19 protein-coding genes are annotated in these 19,931 nt (G+C 66.1%); 12 read left to right on the forward strand and 7 right to left on the reverse strand.

Annotated features, from left to right (window positions below; genetic code table 11):
• The first annotated feature begins 12 nt into the window (after positions 1 to 12).
• The 4 genes from ETR14_RS23085 (at position 13) to ETR14_RS23100 (ending at position 4,560) form a co-directional block, all read left to right on the forward strand.
• Entirely contained in the window at positions 13 to 816 is an 804-nt protein-coding gene (locus tag ETR14_RS23085) for an alpha/beta hydrolase (RefSeq protein ID WP_129389530.1), read from the forward strand.
• Positions 817 to 909: 93 nt separating this feature from the next.
• Entirely contained in the window at positions 910 to 1,974 is a 1,065-nt protein-coding gene (gene recA / locus ETR14_RS23090; RefSeq protein WP_129389533.1) for a recombinase RecA, read from the forward strand.
• 673 nt (positions 1,975 to 2,647) lie between these two features.
• Positions 2,648 to 4,102: a hypothetical protein gene (locus tag ETR14_RS23095; RefSeq protein WP_129389536.1), complete on the forward strand. Its 1,455-nt coding sequence runs from the start codon at positions 2,648 to 2,650 to the stop codon at positions 4,100 to 4,102.
• 14 nt (positions 4,103 to 4,116) lie between these two features.
• Complete coding sequence (locus ETR14_RS23100) at positions 4,117 to 4,560, forward strand: hypothetical protein (RefSeq protein ID WP_129389539.1); 444 nt, start codon at positions 4,117 to 4,119, stop codon at positions 4,558 to 4,560.
• 8 nt (positions 4,561 to 4,568) lie between these two features.
• On the opposite strand, the gene ETR14_RS28595 is transcribed toward ETR14_RS23100, so the two are convergent.
• Complete coding sequence (locus ETR14_RS28595) at positions 4,569 to 4,712, reverse strand: hypothetical protein (protein ID WP_165356588.1); 144 nt, start codon at positions 4,710 to 4,712, stop codon at positions 4,569 to 4,571.
• On the opposite strand from ETR14_RS28595, the gene ETR14_RS23105 reads away from it, so the two are divergent.
• Positions 4,711 to 5,634, forward strand: coding sequence for a DUF808 domain-containing protein (locus tag ETR14_RS23105; protein WP_129389543.1), 924 nt, complete (start codon positions 4,711 to 4,713; stop codon positions 5,632 to 5,634). The genes ETR14_RS28595 and ETR14_RS23105 overlap by 2 nt on opposite strands.
• 339 nt (positions 5,635 to 5,973) lie before the next feature.
• Here ETR14_RS23105 and ETR14_RS23110 read toward each other — a convergent pair whose 3' ends face one another.
• The 4 genes from ETR14_RS23110 to ETR14_RS23125 all read right to left on the reverse strand — a co-directional run bounded on the left by ETR14_RS23110 (position 5,974) and on the right by ETR14_RS23125 (position 9,931).
• Positions 5,974 to 6,324: a VOC family protein gene (locus ETR14_RS23110; RefSeq protein ID WP_129389546.1), complete on the reverse strand. Its 351-nt coding sequence runs from the start codon at positions 6,322 to 6,324 to the stop codon at positions 5,974 to 5,976.
• 268 nt (positions 6,325 to 6,592) lie between these two features.
• Complete coding sequence (gene lexA, locus ETR14_RS23115; RefSeq protein WP_129389548.1) at positions 6,593 to 7,246, reverse strand: transcriptional repressor LexA; 654 nt, start codon at positions 7,244 to 7,246, stop codon at positions 6,593 to 6,595.
• A 103-nt stretch (positions 7,247 to 7,349) separates the two neighbouring features.
• A complete protein-coding gene (locus tag ETR14_RS23120) occupies positions 7,350 to 8,015 on the reverse strand; it encodes an aminodeoxychorismate/anthranilate synthase component II (protein WP_129389551.1) in 666 nt (221 codons plus the stop codon).
• Positions 8,012 to 9,931, reverse strand: coding sequence for a peptidyl-prolyl cis-trans isomerase (locus ETR14_RS23125; RefSeq protein ID WP_165356589.1), 1,920 nt, complete (start codon positions 9,929 to 9,931; stop codon positions 8,012 to 8,014). The genes ETR14_RS23120 and ETR14_RS23125 overlap by 4 nt, the downstream gene beginning before the upstream one ends.
• A gap of 153 nt (positions 9,932 to 10,084) precedes the next feature.
• Between ETR14_RS23125 and tpiA the strand changes: the two genes are divergently transcribed.
• The 6 genes from tpiA (at position 10,085) to ETR14_RS23155 (ending at position 16,749) form a co-directional block, all read left to right on the forward strand.
• Positions 10,085 to 10,834 carry a triose-phosphate isomerase gene (gene tpiA / locus ETR14_RS23130; RefSeq protein WP_129389558.1) on the forward strand — a complete coding sequence of 250 codons (750 nt, stop codon included), beginning with the start codon at positions 10,085 to 10,087 and terminating at the stop codon, positions 10,832 to 10,834.
• Positions 10,835 to 10,995: 161 nt separating this feature from the next.
• Positions 10,996 to 11,403 (forward strand): preprotein translocase subunit SecG, encoded by a 408-nt coding sequence (gene secG, locus ETR14_RS23135; RefSeq protein ID WP_129389561.1) that lies wholly within the window; start codon positions 10,996 to 10,998, stop codon positions 11,401 to 11,403.
• 130 nt (positions 11,404 to 11,533) lie between these two features.
• The gene (locus ETR14_RS23140) at positions 11,534 to 13,162 is read left to right on the forward strand and encodes a CTP synthase (protein ID WP_129389564.1); all 1,629 of its coding nucleotides are present in this window, start codon (positions 11,534 to 11,536) and stop codon (positions 13,160 to 13,162) included.
• A 130-nt stretch (positions 13,163 to 13,292) separates the two neighbouring features.
• Positions 13,293 to 13,616, forward strand: coding sequence for a hypothetical protein (locus tag ETR14_RS28600; RefSeq protein WP_165356590.1), 324 nt, complete (start codon positions 13,293 to 13,295; stop codon positions 13,614 to 13,616).
• A 233-nt stretch (positions 13,617 to 13,849) separates the two neighbouring features.
• On the forward strand, positions 13,850 to 15,730 hold the full coding sequence (locus tag ETR14_RS23150) for a 2-oxoacid:acceptor oxidoreductase subunit alpha (protein WP_129389567.1): 1,881 nt from the start codon (positions 13,850 to 13,852) through the stop codon (positions 15,728 to 15,730).
• Positions 15,727 to 16,749, forward strand: a complete 1,023-nt coding sequence (locus ETR14_RS23155) for a 2-oxoacid:ferredoxin oxidoreductase subunit beta (RefSeq protein WP_129389570.1) — start codon at positions 15,727 to 15,729, stop codon at positions 16,747 to 16,749. Before ETR14_RS23150 ends, ETR14_RS23155 begins: the two co-directional genes overlap by 4 nt.
• Positions 16,750 to 16,785: 36 nt before the next feature.
• Here ETR14_RS23155 and ETR14_RS23160 read toward each other — a convergent pair whose 3' ends face one another.
• Together ETR14_RS23160 and purF are read right to left on the reverse strand one after the other, a co-directional pair.
• The gene (locus tag ETR14_RS23160; protein ID WP_129389573.1) at positions 16,786 to 17,496 is read right to left on the reverse strand and encodes an SDR family NAD(P)-dependent oxidoreductase; all 711 of its coding nucleotides are present in this window, start codon (positions 17,494 to 17,496) and stop codon (positions 16,786 to 16,788) included.
• Between the two features lie 217 nt (positions 17,497 to 17,713).
• Positions 17,714 to 19,171, reverse strand: coding sequence for an amidophosphoribosyltransferase (gene purF / locus ETR14_RS23165; RefSeq protein WP_129392301.1), 1,458 nt, complete (start codon positions 19,169 to 19,171; stop codon positions 17,714 to 17,716).
• A 250-nt stretch (positions 19,172 to 19,421) separates the two neighbouring features.
• Between purF and ETR14_RS23170 the strand changes: the two genes are divergently transcribed.
• A complete protein-coding gene (locus ETR14_RS23170; RefSeq protein ID WP_129389576.1) occupies positions 19,422 to 19,928 on the forward strand; it encodes a hypothetical protein in 507 nt (168 codons plus the stop codon).
• Positions 19,929 to 19,931: the final 3 nt, after the last annotated feature.

Raw genomic sequence — 19,931 nt, forward strand, 5'->3', positions numbered from 1 at the left:
AGGCGGGCGGCGATGATCTGGAAGCTGCTTCTCGCTCCAGTCTTTCTCTACTTCATCATCGTGTTGGCGATGTTCCTGTTCCAGGATCGCCTGCTGTTTCCAGCGGCGATGGTCGGAGGAGCCCGCATGCCGCCCGGTGCGGAGCTCCTGCGGCTGCAGGCGGCCAGCGGCGAGACGCTGCACGGGCTTCATCTTCCCGCCGCAGGCGGACCGGCCGCTGCGGGATCACCGCTGCTGCTCGGCTTCGGCGGCAATGGCTGGAATGCGGCCGCTGCGGCGGAGTATCTCCACGCCCTCTATCCGGATCACGACGTCGTCGTGTTCCACTATCGCGGCTATGCCCCGAGCACCGGCCGCGCCGGCGCCGCGGCACTGACGGCGGATTCGCTGCTCGTCCATGATGAGGTCGCCCGCCGCTTCCCCGGCCGCCCGATCGTTGCGATCGGCTTCAGCGTCGGCACCGGCGTCGCCGCCTATCTGGCAAGCCGGCGCAATCTCGCCGGTCTGATCCTCGTCACCCCCTTCGATTCGCTCCGGGACGTTGCGGCGACCCAATATCCCTGGCTGCCGGTGCGGCTGCTGTTCCGCCACCCGATGCCATCCGCCGAATGGTTGCGAGGGCGGCGCCTGCCGGTCGCCATTCTCGCCGGCGGGAGCGATACTCTGGTGCGGCCGGAGTGTACCGACGCTCTCAGAAAGGCGGTTCCCAACCTCGTCTTCGACCGGACCATCGCCGGCGCCGGTCACAACGACATCTACCAGCGGTCGGCATTCCAGCTGGCGATGGATGGCGCTTTGCGGGCGATCAAGCGCTAATTAACGTTCCCCTCTTGTTCCTTTGGAACATGTCTAGTACATAGCACTCACGCGTTGAATGGGCGGCGCGGCTCGCATAGGAGTGGTCGGGCCATGGTGGCATCTCTCAAGGTCGTTGGAACTTCTGACAATATGGACAAGCAAAAAGCCCTCGATGCCGCCCTGGCGCAGATCGACCGCGCGTTCGGCAAGGGCAGCGCGATGCGGCTCGGCTCGCGCGAAGCGATCGCGATTGAGGCGATTTCGACCGGCTCGCTCGGGCTGGACATCGCGCTCGGCATCGGCGGCCTGCCACGCGGCCGCGTGATCGAGGTCTATGGGCCGGAAAGCTCGGGCAAGACGACGCTCGCCCTCCACGTCATCGCCGAGGCGCAGCGCAATGGCGGCACCGCCGCCTTCGTCGACGCCGAACACGCGCTTGACCCGGTCTATGCGAAGAAGCTCGGCGTCGACGTCGACAATTTGATCGTCTCGCAGCCGGACACCGGCGAGCAGGCGCTCGAGATCACCGACACCCTGGTCCGCTCGAACGCGATCGACGTGCTGGTCGTCGACTCCGTCGCAGCGCTCGTGCCGCGCGCCGAAATCGAAGGTGAGATGGGCGACAGCCATGTCGGCCTTCAGGCCCGACTGATGAGCCAGTCGCTGCGGAAGCTCACCGGCTCGATCTCCAAATCCAAGTGCCTGGTGATCTTCATCAACCAGCTGCGCATGAAGATCGGTGTCATGTACGGCAATCCGGAGACGACGACGGGCGGCAACGCGCTCAAATTCTACGCCTCCGTTCGCCTCGACATCCGCCGTACCGGGCAGATCAAGGACCGCGACGATATCGTCGGCAACACCACCCGGGTGAAGGTGGTCAAGAACAAGGTCGCGCCGCCGTTCAAGCAGGTCGAGTTCGACATCATGTACGGCGAAGGCATTTCCAAGATCGGCGAGATCCTCGATCTTGGCGTCAAAGCGGGCATCGTCGAGAAATCGGGTGCGTGGTTCAGCTACGATTCGGTGCGCATCGGGCAGGGACGTGAGAACGCCAAGAATTTCCTGCGCGAAAATACCGAAATGGCCGAGCGCCTGGAGCGGGCGATCCGCGGCAAGACCGAGGAAGTCGCCGACGCCCTGATGGTCGGGCCCAGCGAAGACGACGACGTCTGATTGTTCGGCTGTCGACAGGATTGCAGGACATGAGGGCAGGGAAGCTTCGGCTTCGCTGCCCTTCCTCCTGAAAGGCGCTAATCCGCGAGAACGAATCCGCGGATTTCCGCCCTCGTTCCATCAGATTGCGACGACGTGCTTGGACGCTTGCAGGAGTCTTACGCAGCCATACGGCAGGCCGGCGCAATGTTGCGGTAACCATCTCCCGCGCATTGTTCCGCTCACCCGCCCTGGTGCTCCCGCCGAGGCGACCGGAGCAAGAAGATGGCTGTCGACCCCACTGGACGTTTCCGCCTCACCGTCGTGGCGATCATGGGCTTGGGCTGCGCAGTCAGCCTGCTGAGCGGCACTTTCCTGGCGTACGGCGCCAGCATCTAAGCGCCTGCTGCCGCCCGACCGGATCGGCGCCCCGACGAATAGGGCCACTTCGCGCCGCCGCCGTGCGCGCAGTCGACCGCATGTTCTGCGTGAACCATCCCGCTCGTATCCGGTGATGGACACGCGCCCGAACGCCCTCAGAGTGCCTTCTCCCCAGGCACACCTTTCGGCTGCAGGCTGCCAAAAGTGCGCCGAACGCTGCCGATCTAAACGAATCGTGGAGCGCGCCGAACTCTCGTCAATGCTCTAATGGGTCGACGCCGAGTCCGGCGTCTTCCGCGAGGAGATTGGCGCCATGGTAAGCCCGGTTCAGCAGGCTGCGGTCGACTACATCAAGAGCAAACTCGACGATAATGGCGCGTTCAACACGGTCACCCATGCCGAGATGAACGACGTCAAGAGCAAGCTGTCGAGCCTCAACGCGACCGACGCGGACGCGGTGGTAGACGAGCTTCAGCGCCAGGGGCAGCTCGACAAGCTCGCGGGGCAGGCAACGGATGGCAGCTGGTTCGGCAATGGCGGCTATTCCGCCAATGAACGGCGCGACCTGTTCAACGATCTTGCGGCAAAGCTCGACGGGCAAAGTCTGGCTGCGGTCAGCAACGCCTTCGCCAAAACCGACGCTGGCGCCGACGGGCATCAGCGCGTCACCGAGTTCGCTGCGGCGATCGCTACGCACGCGCCCAATCACCACAAGGTACAATATGTCGAGGCGCTGAAGGGGCAGGTGGCGGACGGCAAGGCCTGGACCGAGAACCACATCCTTACCGTGACCAGCCACGGCAGCGATCCCGAGGCGGCCGCCATCGGCCAAGTGCTGTCGAGCATGAAGGGCAGCACCTATGCCGATGACGCGTTCAAGGCGCTGAGTTCGGATCAATTGCGTGCGGTGATGAAGGCTTCGGTCGACGAGACGATGACCAGCGGGGTCGGCGCGAGCCCCAGCGTTGCGTGGAATACCGACGACTTCGGCAAGCTGATGGACTCCGCCGCCGCGATACCCGACGCAGATCTCAAGGCGCGGATCTTCGATGCCGGTGCAGACACGCTTCGCCAGGTCCGGGAGACGAACGGGGTCGCCGGACGTCCCCTGATCAGGGGCAAGGACGATGCCATGAATGCGATTGCGAGCGGCCTCACCAAGATCATCGACAGCGACGCGACCGGCGTGGTTCGCGAGCTCGCCTATAATCGTGAGACGATGGACGGCTCCGATCTCGCCACCTATTCGCGGGCGTTGATGGAAGGGGGGCAGGAGAAGAAGCTTGGCGAGATCATGGCCAAGCTTCAGCTCGGCAACGGCCTCGATCAAAATCCCGCAGCCCGGCTCGATGCGACATCACAGGTCAAGGTCGCCGGCGGCGCGGCGCAGGAGCGGCGGGAAAATGCCGGCGCCCTCGGCTATTTCGTCGGCGCGACATATGCCGGAGCCCAGTCCTGGTCGACCGACGTCAAGAAGCAGCAGGAGATGATGACCTCCGTCCTGGATTCGACGCTGACCCTGATCGACAAGGCGAAGATCGGCGGTCCCGCCAAGGATGCGGTGGGAACCGCCGCCAGCGTCGCCAAGGAATGGACCCATTATGCGGTGCGCTGGGCGCTGGAGGATCCCGGCCTTGCGCCGGCGCAACGGCTGGAGCGCGCCGCCTTGCCGGTCGATCCCGCCACCAACGAGCTCGGCGTCGGCGACGACATCCGCAACGCGTTCAACACTAGCCTCAGCATCGTGCAGCGGACCGCCCAGCCTTGAGGCCAGGGCGGCGCGTGGCGCTCGGGCGACGCGCCGCCGCTTTGCTGTTGCCGCTGCTGCTTGGTGATTGCCGGGCGGCGCCGATGGAGCCGGAGGTGCCGAGCCCGCCATCGGCTTTCCGGCAGCAGGAGGAATATGCGTTCGGTGACACGATCGCAGCCGCCGACACTGCTGCTGTCGCGCACGTCGTCGACGTGCTTGGGCCTCGTTTCGGTCGCCCGGAAGTGGCGCGTTACGTCCTAGCGGCCACGGTCGATCTGGCGCGGGTCGAAGCCTATTACGCGAACGGAGCCAAGGCAGCAGGCTGGCGACCGCTTCCCGACATCGGCGCCGGCGTTTCGCCCGGGGAGAGAGCCTTCGCCTTTCGATCCGACCGCACCGCCTTCGCAGTCGTCGCGATTGCACCGCGCCCGGGCGTCGACACCATCCCTGCGAACGTAATCCGATTTCACCGCTAGCAGTTGGGTCAGCCGCTCCGGTCGTGATGCTCGAGCCTTCGACGGCAAAGCATCACCCCGAGCCGAACCCCCTTGCTCTCGCCGCCATGTTCGGGGGAATAGCCTCCGACGAATCGGCCGAAGTGGCCGTTCAAGCGGGGAATTTCGTACATGCCCTCCGGTCTGGTTGCGTTGCTCGACGATATTGCGGGCATCACCAAGCTTGCCGCCGCATCGCTGGACGATGTCGGTGCTGCCGCGGGCAAGGCCGGATCCAAGGCGGTCGGCGTGGTCGTCGACGATACAGCGGTGACGCCCCGCTATGTGGTCGGCCTGTCGCCGGAGCGCGAATTGCCGATCATCGGCAAGATCGCTCTCGGTTCGCTGCGCAACAAATTGCTGATCCTGCTGCCCGCCGCCTTGCTGCTCAGCGCCTTCGCGCCCTGGGCAATCACGCCCTTGCTGATGCTGGGTGGCGCCTATCTTTGCTTCGAGGGTGCGGAGAAGGTGATCGAGGCGCTCGGCGGCCCTGGACATGCCGAGGAGGAGGTTGCCACCACCGATGCGGCCGCACTCGAGAAGGAGAAGGTCGGCGGCGCGATCCGGACCGATCTCATCCTTTCGGCCGAGATCATGGCCATCGCGCTGGCGGACGTCGCCAATTCGCCGATCCTCAACCAGGCGCTCGTGCTCGCCATCGTCGGGATTGCGATCACGATCGGCGTCTACGGGGTTGTCGGCCTTATCGTGAAGATGGACGATATCGGCCTGCACCTTGCGAAGCGCGGTTCGGCGCCGGTGCGGACGATCGGCCGCGGCCTGGTGAAAGGCATGCCGGTGCTGATGCGCGCCTTGTCGATCATCGGCACCGCGGCGATGATCTGGGTGGGCGGTGGGATCCTGATCCACGGCCTCGAAGTGCTCGGCCTGCACGCACCTGCAGAGGCCATCCATCATGTTGCGGAGGCCGTGCACCATGCCGCCGGCGGCGTTGGTGGGATCGTCGCCTGGCTTGTCACCGCCGCGGCCTCCGGCTTGTTCGGCCTTGTGCTCGGCGGCATCATCGCCTGGATCGTCCACAAGATCCGCCACTGACACGGATCGAGCCTCAGCCGACCCAACGATCCCGCGTATGGAAGGCGCGGTTTGGAGGCGCGCCGGTCGAACCGTGCGCCGGATTGACTCGGTCGCGGCGAGCTGGATGCAACGGTGCGCCTCAAGCGCAGCCAGAGCATGATCGACTGATGCACAAGCGCTTCGCTTCCGCCGACGGCGGGGACCGTGCTCGATCACATGGTTGAGACAAGGATGCACGTCTCAGCCTGATCCAACCCGAAACGATCTTGGTCTCGGTCGCGATGGAGCATCCCGGGCCACAAGCCTTTGTTTCTTGTGGGGCAGACCGGCCGGCTTCAGCGCGCCTCGGGCCCCGCTTCAGTCCGCCGGGTGTGGATCGGACTTCACGGCAGCGATTTCGTTGCCGCTGGGATCGAGAAACTGGAACCGCCGTCCGCCAGGGAAAGCGAAGATCGGGCGGGTAAGCGTCCCGCCTGCCTGCTGAACCGCGGCAAGCGCCGCGTCGAGATCATCGACCTCGATCACCGGCAGCGGCGCCTTGGTCGCTTCGGCGGCGTCGCCCTGCAGACCGATGTCGGTATCGCCGGTCAGGGTCGCCGCATATGTCGGGCCGAATTCGGTCAAGCTCCAGCCGAACGCGCTTTCGTAAAAGGCCTTGGCAGCAGCGACGTCGCGGACGGGAAGTTCGACATAATTGAGGCGGGACATGGCACTGTTCCTATCTTGCCGCTCCCTCCTGGTGGGAAGCAGCGTGGGGTGGACCGAGACAGGCCGCCGGCGATCGCGCGTGCGACGACGACGCCCTTGCCGATCATGTCATGGCTCGAGGCGCGATGGCCGAAGCGAGATGGATCCGGCGGAGGGTCGACGGCCGATGTGGTGCCTCCGCCGCGTCCATCCACCCTCTCAACCCAGGGGAGGGCTTCAGGCCTGTGTCGGGCTTATTCCGGACCGAGGCTTCCGCATCGAATTCGTCTCAATAGCGTCGGAGCAAGCCCGCGAGTTTCCCTTGAATGCGGACCTGGTCGGGGCGGTAGCGCTGGGGATCGTAATTGCGGTTCGCAGGGTCAAGGCGGATCATCGAGCCTTCGCGGCGGAAGGTCTTCAATGTCGCTTCTTCCTCATTGATCAGCGCCACCACGATCTCGCCATCACGCGCATTGTCGGTCTTGCGGACCAGAGCGTAGTCGCCATCGAGGATGCCTTCCTCGACCATCGAATCGCCCGCAACCTCGAGCGCATAATGTTCGCCGGGCCCTAGCAGGGCTGCCGGAACCGGCAGGGTGCTCTGCCCCTCCAGCGCCTCGATCGGCATGCCTGCGGCGATACGGCCGTGCAGCGGAAGCTCGATGACATCGTTGGCCGCCTGCGGCGTGCTGACCGGCGCCTTGGGCTGGCTGGCAATGCCGGCCTTGACGTCGGGCATGCGCATCACCTCCAGCGCACGCGCCCGGTTCGGCAGGCGACGAAGGAAGCCGCGCTCTTCAAGCGCCGAGATCAGGCGGTGCACGCCCGATTTCGACTTGAGGTCGAGCGCATCCTTCATTTCTTCGAAGGACGGCGACACGCCCGTTTCGGCGAGCTTGTCGTGAATATAGGTCAGAAGCTCATGTTGCTTGCGCGTCAGCATCGTCTGGCCCTCAAGGAACGAATGCGGAACGTGTAGGAAACAGGTGCAGGCCTGTCAACTCGTTTCACGCACGGCTCGAATTGCGAGCGCTATCGGTGCACGTTCAGGCGCCGCGGCTCAGGGCGATGAAGTTCTGGAGCATCCGGTAGCCGCCCTCGCTGGCGACGCTTTCCGGGTGGAACTGGACGCCATGGATGGGCAACGTGCGATGGCGAAGCCCCTGCACGGTGGCATCGTCCGCCGTCGCGTTTACGATCAGGCAGTCGGGGACGCTTGCCGGCTCTGCGACCAGAGAATGGTAGCGTGCGGCGGTGAAGGGCGAGGGGAGGCCTTCGAACAGAAAGTCTCCGTCGTGGCGGACCGGACAGGTCTTGCCGTGCATCGGCTTGGGCGCGCGAACGACCTTGCCGCCGAAGGTGGCGGCGATCGCCTGGTGGCCGAGGCAGATTCCGAGCAGCGGCTTGGCGGTCTCGGCGCAGGCGGCGACGAGCGCCATCGAGATGCCGGCCTCCTCCGGCCGTCCCGGACCGGGCGAGACGAGGATGCCGTCGGCGCCGTAGGCGAAGGCATCGGCGACGCTGATGTCGTCGGTGCGCTCGATCCTTACCTGGGCGCCGAGCGCGCGCAGATAATGGACGATGTTCCAGGTGAAGCTGTCGTAATTGTCGACGACGAGGATCCGGGCCGCATATTGGCGCCGCTGCGGGCGCTTCAGGAACGGCCGGCTCCGCCGCGTGGGCCGGGCCCACGCGGGAGAGCCCGCAATCATTGGCCGCCGCCGGTCAGCTGCTTCCTGAGCGCCTGGATCGCTTCCTCGTTGCGCTTGACCTTGGTGCGGGCACGCACGGCGGCGCTGAGCTGGTCGACATATTCGTTGCCGATCACTTCGCTGAACTGGTTCTTCACGCTGGAGATTAGTGCCGCTTCCTTGCTCGCATCGCCGGGCACGACCTTGTCGAGATAGACGACGAACCAGCCCGCGCCGTTGGGGGCCGGTATGAGCTTGGCCTTGCCGCGCGGCAGGCTGAACAGCATGGCCAGCGGCGGCGGTACCCGCTGCCCCTGGCGGGCGATGTCGATCCGGGCGGCGGTGACCGGCTGCACGCCCGGCAGCTTAACCTGCGCTTCGGCGAACGCCTGAGCAGGTGCGGTACCGGCGTTGATCTTCGACACCAGCGCGGTCGCGATCGCCTTGGCGCGATCGTTGGCGCGGCGGGCGATCAGATCCGCCTTCACACGATCGCGGATCTGGGCGACCGGCGGCGCCGTGGCAGGGACGACGTTGCTGACGATCATCATCGCATAGCGCTCGTTGGGCGTGATCGCCTCCACCACCGGCTCGGCATTGGCCTCGATCTCGAACGCGGTGCGAAGCAGCGGCTGAAGCTCGGGCGTCGGCTGCCATTGCGGGTTGCCCGGCGCTGCGCCCGATCCGGTGACCGGCGGCGTTTCCTGGACGGCCAGCTTCTCGCGCTGCGCGATCTCCTGGAAATTTGCGCCGTCGGCGATCGCATTCTCGATCCGGCCGGAGAGATCTCCGAGCGCGGCAGTGGCCTTCGCTTGCTGGAGCTTGGCTGCGATCTCCGCACGCACCGCGGCGAAGGGGCGGGCGGCGACGGTCTTGACGTCGTCGACGCGGACGACGTGCCAGCCGAGCGGCGAACGCACCGGTCCGACGGTTGCGCCCTTGGCGGCGCCGAACACGGCATTGGCGACTGCCGGCGCGCTGAGGCGCGCGAACGCCTCCTTGCTCTGCTCGCCGACCGCAATGTCGGCGGCGCCGAAGCCGGCCTGGAGCGCAGCGGCGTCGAAAGCGGTACCGCCCGTCACCTTCTGGGCGAAGCTGCGCGCAGCGGCTTCGTCGGGGAGGACGACTTGCGACAGCGACCGAGTCTCCCTGGCGCCATAGGTCGCCTGATCGCGCTGGAAGGCGGCCTGGATCTCGGCGTCGGTCGGCTGGGTGGCTGCCGCCACCGTGTCCTTGCCGAACACCGCGTAGCGGATCGTGCGGCGCTCGGGGATCGTGTAGCGACCGATATTCTGCTGATAGAAAGTCGCGATCTCCGCGTCGCTCGGCTCGCGGCCCGGACCCATCGCTTCCGCCGGAACGACGCCGACGAGGCCGGAGCGCTTTTCCAGCAGCAACGATGCATATTGGGCGGCAAAGCCCTGCGGGACGAACACCGAACCCGCCGCCGGCGCGACCAGCTGGCGCTGGATCAGGCGGTTGGAGACGTCCTCGCGGAATTTCGCCTCGGTCACCTTTTCGGACTGCAGGAAGCGCTGGAACGTCGCCGGATCGAACTGGCCGGCGAGGTTGCGGAAGCGCGGATCGCGCTGGATCTCGCGCTCGACCATCTCTCGCGTCGCAACCAGGCCCATGTCGGTGCCGAAAGCGGTGACTGCTGCCATGTCGATCATCTGGTCGACGATGATCTCCAGCGATCCCTGGCGCAGGAATGCGGTGAGATCGAGATCCGGCTGCTGCTGACGGAAGCGGGCCAGTTCCTGTTGGGTGACCTGGGTGACCTCCTGGGCGGTGATCTTCTCCCCGTCGACCGAGGCGATCGCGCCGCCTGTACCGCCGGTGTCGAGGCCGCCGAGACCGCTGCCGCCGGTGCCGAAGCCGGTGATCACGATCGCGAAGATGCCGATGCCGAGGACGAGAAGCATGAGCTTGGCCACTGGGCCGCGGCGAAAGAAGGAGAGCATCTTGGTACCTTGGAAGCTGGTTTTGCGGCAGGTCATAGAAGGGCCGGTGGCAGCGGGCAAGCTTGGCAGGGCCGTTGCCGGTTGGTAGGCCGGAGATCACGATCGAAGAAAGAAAAGGGGAGCGCGATGCACGTCCGTCGCAAGCTGGTTGCCGGCAATTGGAAGATGAATGGAAGCCTCCACCAGCTTGCCGAGTTGAGCGCCATCGCCGCCGCCGCCCGCGGTGCGCCCGGCGTCGACGTTGCGATCTGCCCGCCTTTCACATTGATCGCCTCGGCGGTTGCGCGGGGCGGGGGCATTCCGATCGGCGGCCAGGATTGCCACCATCAGCCGAGTGGAGCTTTCACCGGCAACGTCTCGGCAGCGATGCTCAAGGAATCCGGGGCGAGGCTGGTCATCGTCGGCCACAGCGAACGGCGCGCCGAGCAGCAGGAAAGCGACGCACAGGTTCTCGCGAAAGCGGAAGCGGCGCTCGCTGCGGGCCTGCAGACCATTGTCTGCATAGGCGAGAGCGAGGCGGAGCGCGAGGCGGGGCAGGCCGTGGACCGCTGCGCGGCCCAGCTTGCCGGCTCCATCCCCGAACTTTCCGGCGACGCCGAACTGGTCGTCGCCTACGAGCCGGTCTGGGCGATCGGCACCGGCCGCACCGCGACCTGCGACGACGTTCGTGAAATCCACGCGGCCATCCGCGGGGCACTCGTCGATCGCTTCGGCGACGCCGGCGGACGGATTCGTATTCTCTACGGCGGCTCGGTGCGAGGCGACAATGCCGCCGAGCTGTTTGCGGTCGACAATGTCGACGGGGCGCTGGTCGGCGGCGCGAGCCTCACCGCCGAACAATTCGTGCCGATCATCGAGGCGGCGGCGCACAGCTGAGCCGGGCAGCGGCTTCCCCGGCTGAACGTGCGGAACGCCGTTCCGGCGCGGGACTCGCGCGGTTGAACCTTGCGCCGCGATCGACTAGATCGCGCGACTGAAATCCCACATCTCCGGTGCGCAGCGGCATGGTCGCGGCGAACCCGTTTGAAAGACGTTCGATGTTCACCTTCTTCCTGATCGTTCAGACCCTCGTCGCCGCCGCACTCGTAGCGGTGATCCTGATGCAGCGCTCGGAAGGCGGTGGCCTCGGCATGGGCGGCAGCCCCTCGGGCCTGATGTCAGCGCGTGGCGCTGCGGATTTCCTGACCAGGGCGACGTCGATCCTGGGCGGTCTGTTCGTGATCCTGTCGATCGTTCTTGCCGGCCTCGCCGCGATCGAGCGTGCGCCGATGCGGATCGATCCCGCAGCGGTGGCGCCGAGCCCGACTCCGGTGTCGCCGGCACCCGTCGGCACCCCCGCCGCACCCGCCACCGATCCGCTGACCGGCGCTGCCCAGCGCGCTCCGGCCCCGGGCGCGGCGTCGGCACCCGCCCCGTCGAACGGCGCCGTGCCGATCGCGCAATAAGCGCGTCGTCACTTCTCGCAGGATCCGGGGGCGACGCCTCCGGATCGTCGCTGGGCGTGAAAATATTCCGCCCACTTCGTGATTCGCGGCCTTGCCCTTGCGCGGTCCGCCCCACTATCCGGTAACTCCCATGGCGCGGTTCATTTTCATCACCGGCGGCGTGGTCTCCAGCCTCGGCAAAGGTCTCATGGCGGCATCGCTTGCCGCCCTCCTGCAGGCGCGTGGCTACAAGGTCCGCATTCGCAAGTTCGATCCTTATCTGAACGTCGATCCCGGGACGATGTCGCCCTATCAGCATGGCGAAGTCTATGTGACCGACGACGGCGCGGAGACCGATCTCGATCTTGGCCATTACGAGCGCTTCACCGGCGTCGCCGCGCGCCAGTCGGACAACATCACGACGGGGCGGATCTACCGCGACATCATCACCAAGGAGCGGCGCGGCGATTATCTCGGCGCAACCGTCCAGGTGATCCCGCACGTCACCAACGAGATTAAGGCGTTCGCCCGCGCCGAGGTCGACGATCTCGATTTCCTGATCTGCGAGATCGGCGGCACCGTCGGCGACATCGAGTCGCTGCCGTTCATCGAGGCGATCCGACAGCTTCGCAACGATCTCGGCCGCACCCAGACGGTGTCGATCCACACCACCCTGATCCCCTACATCGCCGCGGCGGGCGAACTGAAGACCAAGCCGACCCAGCATTCGGTGCGCGATCTGACCTCGCTCGGCATCCAGCCCGATCTCCTGCTCTGCCGCGTTGATCGGCCGCTGCCGGACAGCGATCGTGCCAAGATCGCGCAATTCTGCAACGTGCGGAAGGAAGCGGTGATTCCGGCGCTCGACGCCAAGAGCATCTATTCGGTGCCGCTCCAATATCACCGCGAAGGGCTGGACGCCGAAGTGCTGCGCGCGTTCGGCATCGAGGACGCGCCCGAGCCCGATCTCGCCCGCTGGGACGACATTCTCGATCGCCTGTTCAACCCCCAGGGCGAAGTCACGATCGGGGTCGTCGGCAAATATGTCGGCCTTCCCGACGCCTACAAGTCGCTGACCGAAGCGCTCGTCCATGGCGGCCTCGCCAACCGGGTGAAGGTCAACATCAAGTGGCTCGATGCCGAATTGTTCGAGGAAGCGGACGTGCCGTCCCACCTCGAGCCGATGCACGGCATCCTCGTCCCCGGCGGCTTCGGCGAGCGCGGCTCCGAGGGCAAGATCGCCAGCGTCCAATTCGCCCGCGAACGCAAGGTCCCGTTCTTCGGCATCTGCCTCGGCATGCAGATGGCCTGTATCGAGGGCGCGCGGAACACCGCCGGTCTCGCCGGCGCCAGCACCACCGAGTTCGGCGACACCGAGGAGCCGGTGGTCGGCCTCATTACCGAGTGGATGGGCAAGGAAGGCCTCGAGAAAAGAGCCGCCAACGGCGATCTCGGCGGCACCATGCGCCTCGGCGCCTATGATGCGACCCTGGACGGCAACAGCCACGTCGCGGCGATCTATGGCGGCACCTCGATCAGCGAGCGCCACCGCCACCGCTATGAGGTCAACGCGCATTACAAGAGCGCGCTCGAGAGCGGCGGCCTGATCTTCAGCGGCATGAGCCCCGACGGCACTCTGCCCGAGATCGTCGAGCGCCCGGACCATCCCTGGTTCGTCGGCGTGCAGTTCCACCCCGAGCTGAAGTCGAAGCCGTTCGACCCGCATCCCCTGTTCGCGAGCTTTATCGAGGCGGCGGTCAAGCAGAGCCGTCTGGTCTGAACCGAGCCGCGGAGTTCAAGGCTCTGCCGCTGCGCTGGGCAGGTGCCGCGGCTGTTCACAGGATCTGTATCTCGCTGTACTCTCGGCAACGAGATTCGGCCGGCTCGGCGGTGCGCGGGGGAGAAAGACCATGACGGGCAGTTTTCGGCATCGCGCCCTGAAGGCGCTGCGGTTTGCGGGGGTGCTTCCGTTGGTGATCGCGACCGGCGGCTGCGACCGCGCCGACGCGCCGGGCACCGCCAACGAAGCCTCTCCCGCTGCCGATCAGAACGAGCTGCTGGAGGCCGCGGAGGCAAATGCCGCCGTTCTTGCCCAGGACGAGGAACTCGCCAACGATGCCGCAGCGGACGAGGCGGCCGACACGGACGTGTTCGGCGGCAACGCGGCGGCAGGCGAGACGAGCAACGGCTCCGCCCCGATCGCCGAGGCAAATACGGGCGCCAGCGCTCGGTAGAGCGCCGCCCCGCCCGCCTGCGCTCCGGCGCACCGCCCCTCGTCAAAGCCGGTCGATCCCGCTATGGAGCCCGACATACCCGGCGCGCGTCATCGGCGTGCGCTTCAAGCCTCTCGTTTGCCGTGCTTTTCATCCCGGCGCGCGTTGAGAAACGGGCCTTCACTATCTACCTTGGGCGAAGCCGCCTCAGGCGATAGAAGAGGCCGCAACAGACAGTTCAGGAACCCTGCCCGATGGCGACGGCCACGCATCTCCTCACTCCCGAAGAAGCCAGTGCGCATCCGGCGCCGGAGGCGGTCGTCGTCCGCTTCGCCGGAGACAGCGGCGACGGCATGCAGCTGACCGGCGGCCAGTTCACGCTCTCGACGGCGCTCGCCGGCAACGATCTCGCCACCTTCCCGGATTTCCCGGCCGAGATCCGCGCGCCGCAGGGCACCACCTTCGGAGTCTCGGCCTTCCAGATCAATTTCGGTTCGACCGCGATCGAGACCGCCGGCGATGCGCCCGACGTGCTGGTGGCGATGAACCCGGCCGCACTCAAGGTGAACGTCAGCGACCTCAAGGCCGGCGGCCTGATCATCGCCGACGAAGGCGAGTTCGGCGTGCGCAACCTCGCCAAGGCCGGCTATGAGGGCAATCCGCTCGAGGACGGCTCCCTCGCCAAGTGGCAATTGATCAAGTTCAACATCTCGCAGCTCACCCTCGATGCCGTGAAGCCGTTCGGCCTCGGCAACAAGGAAGCGCTGCGCTGTAAGAACATGTGGACGCTGGGCCTCGCGCTCTGGATGTTCGACCGCGATCGCGCGCCGATCGAGCAATGGCTGCGGACCAAATTCGCGAAGGCACCGGAGCTCGCCGAGGCGAACATCGCGGCGCTCAACGCAGGCCATGCTTATGGCGAGACCGCCGAAATCGGTGGCCAGATCCCGCAGCATCATATCGAGCCCGCGCCGGCCGAGCCCGGCCTCTATCGCACCGTCAACGGCGCCGAGGCGATCTCGATGGGGCTGGTCGCCGGCGCGCAGCTCGCCGGCCTCAAGATGTTCTTCGGCGGCTATCCGATCACCCCGGCCTCGGCGATCCTCCATCATCTCTCGCGGCTCAAGGAATTCGGAGTCACCACATTCCAGGCGGAGGATGAGATCGCGGCGATCGGCTCGGCGATCGGCGCCAGCTATGCCGGAAGCCTCGGCGTCACCTCCTCGTCCGGACCGGGCATCGCGCTCAAGGCGGAGGCGATGGGACTTGCGATCATGACCGAGCTGCCGCTGGTCATCATCAATTCGCAGCGTGGCGGTCCATCGACCGGCCTGCCGACCAAGACCGAGCAATCGGATCTCTATCAGGCGGTCTACGGCCGCAACGGCGACGCGCCGATGCCGGTGATCGCCGCCCGCTCGCCCGCCGACGCATTCGACTGCGCGATCGAGGCATGCCGGATCGCGGTCGAGTATATGACCCCGGTGATGCTGCTGACGGACGGCTATATCGCCAATGCGGCGGAGCCGTGGAAGGTACCAGACATGTCCGGCTATCGGCCGTTCAAGGTCGAGTTCTATGAAGAGGTGCCTGCCGAGGGCGCGGGGTTCAACCCTTATGCGCGCGACGAGAAGCTGAAGCGGCCGTGGATCCGTCCTGGCACCTATGGCCTCACCCATCGGATCGGCGGCATCGAAAAGAACGCCAATACCGGCCACATCGAATATGCGCCGGCCAACCACCAGGCGATGACCGACATTCGCGAGAAAAAGGTGCTCGGCGTCGCCGACTCGATCCCGGAGCAGGACGTGTGTCTCGGGGGCGCGAGCGGCAAGCTCGCGGTGGTCGGCTGGGGCTCGACCTTCGGCCCCATTCACCAGGCGGTCCGCCGCGCCCGCGCCAAGGGGCTCGACGTCAGCCATATCCACATTCGGCACATCTGGCCGCTGCCGAAGAATCTGGGCGATCTGCTCAAGAGCTTCGACAAGGTGATCGTGCCGGAGATGAATACGGGCCAGTTGAAGACCGTGCTGCGCGACCAGTATCTGGTCGACGCGCGGCCGGTGAACAAGGTTTCGGGCCAGCCCTTCAAGATCGCGGAGATCGAGGCGGCCATTCAGGAAGCGCTGCAATGAACGAGATGACCAAGCTCACCGCGAAGGATTTCGCCACCGACCAGGAAGTGCGCTGGTGCCCCGGCTGCGGCGATTACGCCGTGCTGAAGGCGGTGCAGCGCACCCTGCCGGAAATCGGCGTGCGTCCGGAAAACACCGTCTTCGTCTCCGGTATCGGCTGCTCGAGCCGCTTCCCTTATTATATGGAGACCTACGGCTTCCACACCATCCACGGCCGGGCGCCAACCTTCGCGACCGGGATCAAGCTCGCCAACCCCGATCTGTCGGTGTGGATCATCACCGGCGACGGCGATGCGCTGTCGATCGGCGGCAACCACACGATGCATGTGCTGCGCCGCAATCTCGATTGCCAGATCCTGCTGTTCAACAACGAGATTTACGGTCTGACCAAGGGCCAATATTCGCCGACCAGCCGGGTCGGCACCCGCTCTCCGTCGACTCCGTTCGGCTCGGTCGACCGCCCCGCCAGCCCCTGCGCCTTCGCGCTCGGATCGGGCGCGCGGTTCATCGCCCGCGGGATCGACGTCCACAAGAATCTGCCCGAGGTGCTGAAGGCCGCGCATGCCCACAAGGGCGCGGCGTTCGTCGAGATCTACCAAAATTGCATCGTCTATAATGACGACGTGTTCGCGCCGTTCACGGCCAAGGAGAATAGCGGCAATCAATTGTGGCTGAAGGCCGGCGAGCCGATGCTCTTCGCGGCGGGCACGAAGGGCATCGCGCTCGATCGCGAGGCGCTGGCGCTGAAGGTGGTCGAGGTCGAAGGCGGCGACTGGCAGTCCGCCGGCGTGCTCGTCCACGATCCCCGCAATCGCTCGGTCGCGCACATGCTGGTCGAAATGCCGTTCGGCGCATTTCCGACGGCCCTCGGCGTCCTCTACGAGGATCCGGCACCGACCTTCGAAAGCGCGGTGGTCGAGCAGAATGCGCAGGCCGCTGCGGGCAAGACCCCCGACCTCCAGGCCCTGGTATCCAAGGGGCAGAGCTGGGAAGTGACCAAGGAGCCGCACGTCATCTGACGATCTCCCCGAGCGGCGCTCGGGGAGGGTATCGGTTTAGCGGACTTCGAGGCGGTGACCGGTCTCGAAGTCGCTCGCGAGCAGCCCCACCATTGCGGCGGCCACGGCTGCGGGACCCTTCAGCGTCGCCGGATCTTCGCCCGGAAAGGCACGGGCACGCATCGTCGTCGCGGTGGCGCCGGGATCGATGATCGCGACCTTGACCGGTGCGACGTTGCGGACCTCCTCACCATAGCTTTGCACCAGCGTCTCGAGCGCGGCCTTCGAGGCGCCGTAGGCACCCCAATAGGCGCGCGGCGATCGGCCGACGCTGGACGTCACGGCGAGCAGGCGACCGGCGGCGCTTTTGCGCAGCAGCGGGTCGAAGCCGGCGATCAGTGCCTGGTTGGCGAGCACGTTCAAGGTCAGCACCCGGTTGAACTCGGCACCGTCGATCTGCGCCACCGGCGTCAGCGAGCCTAGCGTCGCGGCGTTCAGCACGAGCAGGTCCAGCGCCTGCCAGCGGCCGGCGATCGCCGTCGCCAAACGGGCGATGCTGTCGCTCTCGATCAGATCGAGCGGCGCGATCGTCGCGCTTCCGCCCAAGGCGTGGATGCGCTCCTCGACCTGTTCGAGACCCTCGGCGGTGCGGGCGGTCAGGACGACATGCGCACCGGCCGCGCCCAGCGCTTCGGCGGTCGCCGCACCGACCCCCCGGCTGGCACCGGTGACGAGGGCAAGGCGGCCGTCGAGGAACCTGTCAGACACTGGTGAACTCCGTGATTGAATGTGCCGGAGCCCTACGGACTGAGGTGCGGCTTGGCCAGAGGCGGGGCAGACCAGGCGGCTGGTTGCCTCATTCTCGTCATCCCAGCGAAAGCTGGGATCTCAGGCCGCTACAGACACCGGCGTCGGCACCCGACGAGATCCCAGCTTCCGCTGGGATGACGACGGGGAAGGTAGGCCCGGATAGGTTTCGCGTTGGTCAGGCGTAACGCTCGGCCAGCAGGGCAAGCTGGTCTGCGGGCTCCGATTCCTCGAAATCGGTGAGGCGGGTCGGATAGGCGCCGGTGAAGCAGGCATCGCAATATTGCGGCTGCGCGTCGTCGCGCGTCTCCTCGCCGACGGCGCGATAGAGGCCCTCGATCGAGATGAAGGCAAGGCTGTCCGCCTTGATGTAGTCGTTCATCTGCGCGACGTTCATCTGTGCGGCAAGCAGCTTCGCACGCTCGGGCGTGTCGACCCCGTAGAAGCAGCTGTGCCGCGTCGGCGGCGACGCGATCCGCATGTGGACTTCGCGGGCGCCGGCTTCGCGCAGCATCTGGACGATCTTGAGCGAGGTGGTGCCGCGGACGATCGAATCGTCGATCAGGACCAGCTTCTTGCCCTGGATGAGGGCACTGTTCGCATTGTGCTTGAGCTTGACGCCCAGGTGACGGACCTGATCGCTCGGCTGGATGAAGGTGCGGCCGACATAATGCGAGCGGATGATTCCAAGCTCGAACGGAATGCCGCTCTGCTGCGCATAGCCGATCGCCGCAGGCACGCCGGAATCCGGCACCGGCACGACGAAATCGGCATCCACCGGATTCTCGACCGCCAGCTCGGCGCCGATCTGCTTGCGCACCGAATAGACCGATGAGCCGTCGACGATGCTGTCGGGACGCGAGAAATAGACGTGTTCGAAGATGCACGGACGCGGGCGGACCGGCGCGAAGGGCCGGTGCGAGCGCAGGCCGCGATCGGAGACGATGATCAGCTCGCCCGGCTCAACCGAGCGGATGTAGGTGGCGCCGACGACGTCGAGCGCGACCGTCTCGGAGGCGAAGATGTAGGCGTCGCCGAGGCGGCCCATGACCAGCGGCCGGATGCCCAGCGGATCGCGGCAGGCGAGCATGCCCTCGCTGGTGAGACAGATCAGCGAGTAAGCGCCCTCGACCTGCTTCAGCGCGTCGATGAAGCGATCGAGCAGGGTCCGGTAGCTCGATGTCGCAACCAGGTGGATGATCGTCTCGGTGTCCGAGGTCGACTGGAAGATCGAGCCGCGGCGATTGAGTTCGCGGCGGAGCTTGGTGGCATTGGAGAGGTTGCCGTTATGCGCGACGGCGAAGCCGCCCGACGACAATTCAGCGAACAGGGGCTGCACGTTGCGGATGGCGGTCTCGCCCGTCGTCGAATACCGGACGTGGCCAATACCGGCGCGACCGGCGAGCTTGCGGATGATGTCGTCGCGATCAAAGTTTCCGGCGACATGGCCCATTGCGCGATGCGAGTGGAACTGGTGCCCGTCATAGGTGGTGATCCCGGCCGCTTCCTGGCCGCGATGCTGCAAAGCGTGGAGGCCGAGCGCGACGAGCGCCGACGCGCTGTCGGCGCCCCAGACGCCGAATACGCCGCATTCCTCGCGAAGCTTGTCATCGTCGAACGGATTGGTCGTCAGCATGTTCATCTCGCCCCGCAATGCCTGTTGCCGTGCCGGACCCGCCCCCAACAGGTACGCTCGGTAGTACCGATGCGCGCCATATAGGGTGGGCAGGGCGGTTTGTCGCCCCTGGCCGCTTGATTTCGATGTGGATTATGGAACGGCTCGCCTCTTGCGCGCTGTTGCCTGAACCTCAGGTGGCTGGCAGGAACAATGATCGGGGTTCGTGCCTTTCATCACGCCTGCGAATCGACGAGGTCCGGAGAACAGCATGAAGAAGTCGCTCCTGTTGCTCGCTCTGGTCGCCGGCTGCGGCGGTGCCGACCAGGACGGCAACACCCAGGCCGCGGCAAACGCCTCCGCGCCGCAGACCGAGAGTGCAGCAGCGGGCGCAGCCGAGGCTGGATCGACGGCGCTGACCGGTCTGTTCGAAAGCAACACGGGCGATCAGAAGAACCAGCTCTGCATGGTCGAGAAGGGCAGCAGCACCCAGTTCGGCCTTATCGTCTGGGGATCGGACATGCACAGCTGTGCCGGCGCGGGCACCGCCGTGCGCAAGGGCGACCAGCTCAGTTTGACCATGACCGGCGATTCAAGCTGCACGATCGCGGCGACGATGGAGGGCGGCAGGATCACGCTGCCCGCCAGCCTGCCGCAGGGTTGCGCTTATTATTGCGGCGCCCGTGCCAGCATGACCGGGATCAGCTTCACGCGGACCGGCACCAGCGCTGCGGACGCCTCAAGGGCAAAGGATCTTGCCGGAGATCCGCTCTGCTGAGCC

The organism is Sphingosinicella sp. BN140058 (assembly GCF_004135585.1).
Taxonomy (GTDB): Bacteria; Pseudomonadota; Alphaproteobacteria; order Sphingomonadales; family Sphingomonadaceae; genus Allosphingosinicella.

Excerpts from the sequence above, each read along its gene's own strand:
- ETR14_RS23140 (WP_129389564.1), top strand. The coding sequence starts at position 11,534 with ATGGCGCGGTTCATTTTCATCACCGGCGGCGTGGTCTCCAGCCTCGGC.
- ETR14_RS23085 (WP_129389530.1), top strand. The coding sequence starts at position 13 with ATGATCTGGAAGCTGCTTCTCGCTCCAGTCTTTCTCTACTTCATCATC.
- tpiA (WP_129389558.1), top strand. The coding sequence starts at position 10,085 with ATGCACGTCCGTCGCAAGCTGGTTGCCGGCAATTGGAAGATGAATGGA.
- purF (WP_129392301.1), bottom strand. The coding sequence starts at position 19,171 with ATGCTGACGACCAATCCGTTCGACGATGACAAGCTTCGCGAGGAATGC.
- ETR14_RS23110 (WP_129389546.1), bottom strand. The coding sequence starts at position 6,324 with ATGTCCCGCCTCAATTATGTCGAACTTCCCGTCCGCGACGTCGCTGCT.
- ETR14_RS23170 (WP_129389576.1), top strand. The coding sequence starts at position 19,422 with ATGAAGAAGTCGCTCCTGTTGCTCGCTCTGGTCGCCGGCTGCGGCGGT.
- ETR14_RS23155 (WP_129389570.1), top strand. The coding sequence starts at position 15,727 with ATGAACGAGATGACCAAGCTCACCGCGAAGGATTTCGCCACCGACCAG.
- secG (WP_129389561.1), top strand. The coding sequence starts at position 10,996 with ATGTTCACCTTCTTCCTGATCGTTCAGACCCTCGTCGCCGCCGCACTC.
- ETR14_RS23095 (WP_129389536.1), top strand. The coding sequence starts at position 2,648 with ATGGTAAGCCCGGTTCAGCAGGCTGCGGTCGACTACATCAAGAGCAAA.
- lexA (WP_129389548.1), bottom strand. The coding sequence starts at position 7,246 with ATGCTGACGCGCAAGCAACATGAGCTTCTGACCTATATTCACGACAAG.
- ETR14_RS28595 (WP_165356588.1), bottom strand. The coding sequence starts at position 4,712 with ATGTACGAAATTCCCCGCTTGAACGGCCACTTCGGCCGATTCGTCGGA.
- recA (WP_129389533.1), top strand. The coding sequence starts at position 910 with ATGGTGGCATCTCTCAAGGTCGTTGGAACTTCTGACAATATGGACAAG.
- ETR14_RS23105 (WP_129389543.1), top strand. The coding sequence starts at position 4,711 with ATGCCCTCCGGTCTGGTTGCGTTGCTCGACGATATTGCGGGCATCACC.
- ETR14_RS23120 (WP_129389551.1), bottom strand. The coding sequence starts at position 8,015 with ATGATTGCGGGCTCTCCCGCGTGGGCCCGGCCCACGCGGCGGAGCCGG.
- ETR14_RS23150 (WP_129389567.1), top strand. The coding sequence starts at position 13,850 with ATGGCGACGGCCACGCATCTCCTCACTCCCGAAGAAGCCAGTGCGCAT.
- ETR14_RS28600 (WP_165356590.1), top strand. The coding sequence starts at position 13,293 with ATGACGGGCAGTTTTCGGCATCGCGCCCTGAAGGCGCTGCGGTTTGCG.